This window comes from Acinetobacter sp. YH16044, from assembly GCF_013417145.1.
Lineage (GTDB): Bacteria > Pseudomonadota > Gammaproteobacteria > Pseudomonadales > Moraxellaceae > Acinetobacter > Acinetobacter amyesii.
Map to the genome: position 1 here is coordinate 25,952 of NZ_VPEK01000030.1, position 6,619 is coordinate 32,570.

Here is a 6,619-nt window from a genome sequence, read left to right on the forward strand (position 1 = left end):
TAAGTTGAACTATTTTAATACGTTAAGAAACGTTAAAATTAGCTACAATGTATTTTTCTGCGAATTGCTGATTAAAGGATTTAATTTACATGTCAGATCAGAACGATAAGCTCAAACACTTGAAAACGTCTTCTATGGATCGACGCTTATCTATCGCAAAGGCATCGCTACTTGCGGGAACACGTTGGGCAGCATCAAACGCCACTTCTATTTTTTCGAGTGAGGAAGAAAAAGAGAAAAAGCGTAAAAAAGCCATGAAAGATCAGGCTGAATATCTCGTCGCAGAAATTGGTAAATTAAAAGGTTCAATTGTAAAAATTGGGCAAATGATGGCGTTGTATGGTGAACATTTTCTGCCTGAAGAAATCACGCAAGCCCTCAACACGCTGAACAATCAAACAGTTGCATTGGCATGGCCAGCCATCAAAGTCCAACTACAAAATCAACTTGGCTCAAAGCTTGATGATCTCGTGATTGATCATGAGCCACTTGGCACAGCATCTCTGGCACAGGTTCACCGTGCAAAACGTAAATCTGATGGTTTAGAACTGGTATTAAAAATCCAGTATCCGGGTGTGGCTGATGCTATCGATTCAGATATGAATCTATTCAAAAACATGCTCAAACTGACACGAATGGTGCCCCAAACGCGTGAATTTGATCAGTGGTTTGATGAAGTTCGTGAAATGATGCATCGTGAAGTAAATTATAAAATCGAAGCAGATACCACACGCCGTTTTGCTGCACGCTTAAAAGAAGATCCACGATATATCGTCCCGCAAATCATTGAAGGATATTCAACACCTCAAGTGCTGTGTATGACTTTTGAACGTGGTGTGCCGATTAACAGCCCAGTAATGCTGTCACTTCCTCAAGAGCGCCGTAACGCCTTAGGTGAAGCATCACTTGAAATTGCCGTACGCGAAATTTTTGAATGGGGTGAAATGCAAACCGACCCTAACTTCGGAAACTATTTGGTGCGTTTGGGCAATGGTGCGGATGTGCCAGATAAAATTGTTCTCCTCGACTTTGGTGCGATCCGTCAGTTCGATGAGCATCTATTAGGCGTTGCACGTAATTTGATTACCGCGGGTTATCACCATAGCTCTGAGCAAATGGTCAAAGCGATGACAGGTTATGAGTTCTTTGATGGTATTCCACAAAGTATTAAACCTGATATGGCTAAAGTCTTTTTGTTAGCGACAGAGGCATTTAGTAGCACTGCAAATAACCCGGACATCCCTGCTGGTGTTATGGACGAACAACAACGCTATGATTGGAAAAAAAGCCAATTACATAGCCGTGTGATGCAACAAGCTTCAAAATCGATGGCATCTCGCTACTTCTCAGTTCCACCTAAAGAGTTTATGTTTATCAGCCGTAAATTTATCGGTGCATATACCTTTATGACCGTCATTGAAGCGAAAACCAATGTTCGTCGTATGATTCAAAAATATCAATAATCATTCAATGCACACTTCAAGACTTGGCTGACTCAAATGTCAGCCAAGTCAATTTTAAAATAAAAATCCTTTTAAGCCTTTTTACTTTTCTATTCTTAATTAATCATTTAGCTATCAAATCCCACCTAATCTCGCCGTTTATCTTTGACAATCATGCATGTCAATTATGACATGGTTTTTCTATCTTTGGCATGTCAGCATTAAATAAGAACAATGCAAATGGAAAACAACAATGACCAATATGGTAAACAAGGCTCAAGGATTTGGGCTCTCACTTTTAACTAAAATTGCCGGAAGTGATGTACTCGATCAGTTTAAACTGCGCAAATTTGTTGAAAAATCTTTGTATCAAAGCTCAAAAGCTGGTTTTAAAACCCTGAGCCAGACACAAAAAGCATTTCAGACCAACAAAGGTGTGCAAAAGCAACGTTTGCCAAATCAACAAAAATCATTATTTGATTTAAACCTGACTGAAGAACAGCAAATGACTGCTGATGCGATGCAGCAGTTTGCCACAGAAGTTTTGTATCCACTTGCTCATCAAGCCGATCAAGAGGAAACATTTCCTGAAGCGTTATCGCAACATATCCAAGATCTAGGTCTAAATTATTATGCCTTACCTGAAGATTTGGGTGGCGTTGCAGCAGAAAAAAACATCATTAGCAATATCTTAATTGCGGAACAATTGGCTGAAGGTGACTTTAGTTTAACAGCAGGTTTACTGTCGACGTTTAGCTGTATCAATGCCATCACCCAATGGGGTTCAGAATCTGTTCAAGCAACCTATTTAGCGACATTTGCAGATGATTCAACCCTGCGTGCAAGCTTTGCAGTTCAAGAGGCAACGGCGGCATTTAATCCCTATCAACTTAAAACTCAGGCGATTGCTGATGGCCAGCAGTATAAAATCAGTGGGGAGAAAACCTTAGTCCTTTTAGGTGAACAGGCAGATGTGCTGTTAGTGAGTGCCATGCTCAATGGACAGCCTGAAGTTTTTATTGTGCAACGCGACCAGAGCATTAGCGCAAAAAAAACACCTGCTATGGGTTTGAAAGCCACTGAAACGGTAACTTTAAAATTTGATCAGACCCCTGCCCAACGCTTAGGAGATCAAGATTTCAATTACACCTCATTTATCGATCTTGGCAATTTAATGTGGTGTGCCATGGCTGTTGGTACCGCAACTGCAGTCAAGAAATATTGCATTCAATATGCAAACGAACGTACAGCTTTTGGGGAGCCAATTTCGCACCGTCAAAGTGTGGCATTTATGATTGCAGATATGGCAATCGAAATTGATGCCATGCATATGCTCATCCTAAACGCAGCAAGTCTAGCCGAAGCTGGCAAGCCCTTTCATCGTGAAGCCTATTTAGCTCGCGTGCTATGTGCTGAAAAATCGATGAAAATTGGGACTGATGGCGTGCAAATATTAGGTGGTCATGGCTTTACCAAAGAACATCCTGTAGAACGTTGGTATCGAGACTTACGTGCCACAGCGATTCTTCAATCTGGCTTACATGCATAATTCAGCAAAATAAAAACAAGGAAATGTCCATGAACTTACAAAATCCGAAAAAATTTAAATTGCTGATCGACCAAGCCCATGAAGTCGCTTTAAATGTTCTACGCCCTATTTCACGTAAATATGACAAAGCCGAACACGCCTATCCAAAAGAATTAGACATGTTATCTTCCCTCGTTGACGGTATGAATGATGGCGGTGATGGCATGAATGCAGGTGCCGCCGTCAATAAACGTGGCGACACAGACACTGGTAATAAAAACGGTGTCAATATGTCAACAGCCCTCAGTATCATCGAAATGTGCTATGGAGATACAGGCCTGTTACTCAGTATGCCTCGCCAAGGGCTTGGAAACTCGGCTATTGCAGCAGTAGCCAATGATGAGCAACTAGAACGCTTAAAAGGAACTTGGGCCGCTATGGCCATTACAGAACCAAATTGCGGCTCTGATTCTGCAGCTATTCGGACAACAGCGACGAAAGATGGTGATGAATACATCCTCAATGGTGAAAAAATCTTTGTCACCTCAGGCGAACGTGCTGATTCAGTAGTTGTTTGGGCAACGCTAGATAAAAAATTAGGCCGTGCAGCGATTAAATCCTTTGTTGTTGAAAAAGGTACGCCGGGCATGACTGTAGAACGCCTAGAACATAAATTGGGTATTAAAGCCTCTGATACTGCTGCCATTAGTTTTGTAGATTGTCGTGTCCCTGCTGCAAACTTATTAGGCAATGCTGAAATTGATGTAGCAAAGGGTTTTGCTGGGGTTATGGAAACTTTTGATAATACTCGCCCACTCGTTGCCGCGATGGCTATTGGCTGTGCCAAGGCATCTTTAGAGCGAATTAAAGAAATCTTTAAAGATGAATTAGATGAGCAGTATTCAACACCGATCTTACAAAGCTCGAATATTGCTGCACAAATATATCGAATGGAAGCAGACTGGGAAGCAGCACGTCTCCTCATGCTCAAAGCCGCATGGATGGCCGACAACAAAAAACCAAACTCACGTGAAGCATCCATCGCTAAAGCAAAAGCAGGCCGTGTAGGTAATGAAATCACGTTAAAGTGTGTAGAACTCGCAGCGGCTGTCGGCTATAGCGAAGATGAATTATTAGAAAAATGGGCACGTGATTCAAAAATCCTCGATATATTTGAAGGCACACAGCAAATTCAACAATTAATCGTTGCACGTCGTGAACTGGGTAAAAGTTCAAGCGAATTAAAGTAATTTTTTGCTTGAGTAATTTTAAACTTAGAGATGGATTTTTTTATAGGATCAGTCTATAAACAATCCATCTTTTTGTTTTTCGATGATTATGTTTCAGATCCGACCACTTCAACTTGAAGACAATGTAAGCATTGCCAATGTCATTCGCACAGTTTCCAAAGAATTTGGATTAGCGCCAGAGTCAGGATTTGCTGTTGTAGATCCAATTTTAGATGATTTATATCACGTCTATACGCAAGCAAATGCACAATATTGGGTTATTGAAAATCAACACGGTACAATTTTAGGTGGTGGGGGCCTTTCTCCTTTAGTTGGAGACTCAAGCATTTTAGAAATCCAAAAAATGTATTTTATGCCTGAATTACGTGGTCATGGCTTAGCCAAAGATATTTTAGAACTTTGTTTTCAATTCGCCAAAGATCATAATTTTAAAGCGTGTTATTTAGAAACTACACATACACTTGGGCAAGCGGTGAAACTCTATGAAAAAGTAGGATTTGAACACTTACAAGCTCCCAAGGGCAATACAGGTCATAGCCAAGCATGCGAAATTTGGATGCTTAAAACGCTTTAAATAAAATTAGATTCTACAAATTTCACTGGAAAGATTTACAGCTTTATCAAATACAGTTATTTGATGAATGGATATTCTAGTTTTTTATAACTAAAGTTCTCGGGATTTGAATGTTCCCATAATCTTAATAAGTACCATGTTAAGAGAGAAATACTGATTCAATTAACACGATCTTTTTCTCTCTTCACTTAAAAAATCATGTAATTTGAGTACATTTCCATCAATTCTTACAATTTCACTGTACAGAGCATCTTAAGAAAATATTGACCTCTAAGTCTCCAGTTCATAATATCGCTTTAGAAATTACACTTAGCCATGATTATTTTAAAGTGAATATAAATGCAGAATGTACTGAATAAAACTCGCCTTTCAACTCGTCTTTCGTCGCTCCTAAGCGCTCACAGCTTAAAGTTTTCAACTGTTATTATATCTGTAACCCTGATTTCTGGATGTTCATCACTAGGTGGTGGCTCTGTAGAAAAACGTGCAGTTAAACTTTCATCAGGGATCCAAAAGGCCTATTCAGTCAATCCTGAAACTGCAAATCGAGTGTCACCCTACATTGTGCAAACTGCCGATCAATACAACTTAGATCCTTTACTACTGGCTGCCGTTATTCGCCAAGAATCAACTTTCCGCCCTTATGTCAGTTCTCCTGCAGGTGCAGTCGGTTTAACTCAGGTGATGCCACGTTATTGGCAAGCAACATGCCCTGGGGATTTATATGACGAATTAACCAATATTAATTGTGGGTCATTTATTTTAACTAAATATAAAAATGCCGCTGGCAGCATGCCAAAAGCTTTAGCCTACTATAATGTCGGACCTACTGCTTATAACACCAATCGAAAAATGAAAAAACAAGGCAAACGTTATGCAAAACAAGTGAAGCAACATCAAAATAATTTAAAAAGTTCCTTATAATTTCTAAAAATTTAATCTTTTATTTAACCATATAGACCTAACTAAGCTTAAGAGGATAAATTTTGTTAGGTCTAATCTCTTCAATTGTTTCATAGATTGACGCATTTTATCTTCATCAAAATATTGCGCAAATGATGCAATACGTTTTTCAACAATTGGATTTTTCATCAGATTTTCAGCTGCACGATTTCCCAATAGTTCAAATGCTTTACCTAGAGCATTTGTTCCTTCATTTTCTGTAACAGCTTTGATTTCAGCATTACAACGTTTAGTAAATAAATCTTGAAATAGAATAGCCATATTTTTATCAATTTTTTGTATCTCAACTGGCGTTACTTTACTATATTTAGAAATTTCTGGATGTGCTGAAAATGCCAAATAAATCCAAGCTGTTAAGTTCTGACTCTCTTTTGCTGAAATTTTATTTACCAAACATTCACTTAGTTTACCCTGATACACACCGGCTGTAGTATTGAAAGAAACAAATGCAAATAAAACTGTAGCTAATAATTTTTTTAAAAACATCTTAAATACCCTATATATTATTAAAGAGACAAACGATTTTATTATATTGATTTATTACACATTTTCATTAGCAAAACATTTTAAATGATATAAAAGAGTTCTAGACGAGTTTATTGTTGATCGGCCTTATTCTTTTTAAATATCTATCATTTCCCTGTTTTTTCTTCTGCTTTTCTTATTATTTTTTTCTTCCCTTTTTCCCGACATAAAAAAACACCCCCTGAGATATCAGGGGGTGTTTCGAATAATGAGCTGGCGATGACTTACTCTCACATGGGTAACCCCACACTACCATCAGCGCTAAGAGGTTTCACTTCTGAGTTCGGGAAGGGATCAGGTGGTTCACTCTTGCTATTGTCGCCAGCACAACTGTTAT

Annotated in this window: 6 protein-coding genes and 1 rRNA gene; 5 read left to right on the forward strand and 2 right to left on the reverse strand. The window is 38.8% G+C overall.

The features are described 5' to 3' along the window. Positions 1–89 precede the first annotated feature (89 nt). The 5 genes from FTV38_RS13820 to FTV38_RS13840 all read left to right on the forward strand — a co-directional run bounded on the left by FTV38_RS13820 (position 90) and on the right by FTV38_RS13840 (position 5,718). Entirely contained in the window at positions 90–1,463 is a 1,374-nt protein-coding gene (locus FTV38_RS13820) for an AarF/ABC1/UbiB kinase family protein (protein ID WP_180022785.1), read from the forward strand. A gap of 241 nt (positions 1,464–1,704) precedes the next feature. Then, positions 1,705–2,991, forward strand: coding sequence for an acyl-CoA dehydrogenase family protein (locus FTV38_RS13825; protein ID WP_180022789.1), 1,287 nt, complete (start codon positions 1,705–1,707; stop codon positions 2,989–2,991). 29 nt (positions 2,992–3,020) lie between these two features. Further along, the gene (locus FTV38_RS13830) at positions 3,021–4,220 is read left to right on the forward strand and encodes an acyl-CoA dehydrogenase family protein (RefSeq protein ID WP_180022786.1); all 1,200 of its coding nucleotides are present in this window, start codon (positions 3,021–3,023) and stop codon (positions 4,218–4,220) included. A gap of 88 nt (positions 4,221–4,308) precedes the next feature. Continuing rightward, complete coding sequence (locus FTV38_RS13835) at positions 4,309–4,794, forward strand: GNAT family N-acetyltransferase (protein ID WP_180022790.1); 486 nt, start codon at positions 4,309–4,311, stop codon at positions 4,792–4,794. 339 nt (positions 4,795–5,133) lie between these two features. Beyond that, a complete protein-coding gene (locus tag FTV38_RS13840) occupies positions 5,134–5,718 on the forward strand; it encodes a lytic transglycosylase domain-containing protein (RefSeq protein WP_168378689.1) in 585 nt (194 codons plus the stop codon). Positions 5,719–5,721: 3 nt separating this feature from the next. Here the strand turns inward: FTV38_RS13840 and FTV38_RS13845 are convergent, their stop codons facing one another. Together FTV38_RS13845 and rrf are read right to left on the reverse strand one after the other, a co-directional pair. Then, positions 5,722–6,243 carry a hypothetical protein gene (locus FTV38_RS13845; protein ID WP_180022787.1) on the reverse strand — a complete coding sequence of 174 codons (522 nt, stop codon included), beginning with the start codon at positions 6,241–6,243 and terminating at the stop codon, positions 5,722–5,724. Between the two features lie 250 nt (positions 6,244–6,493). Continuing rightward, a 5S ribosomal RNA gene (rrf, locus tag FTV38_RS13850) occupies positions 6,494–6,608 on the reverse strand. Positions 6,609–6,619 lie beyond the last annotated feature (11 nt).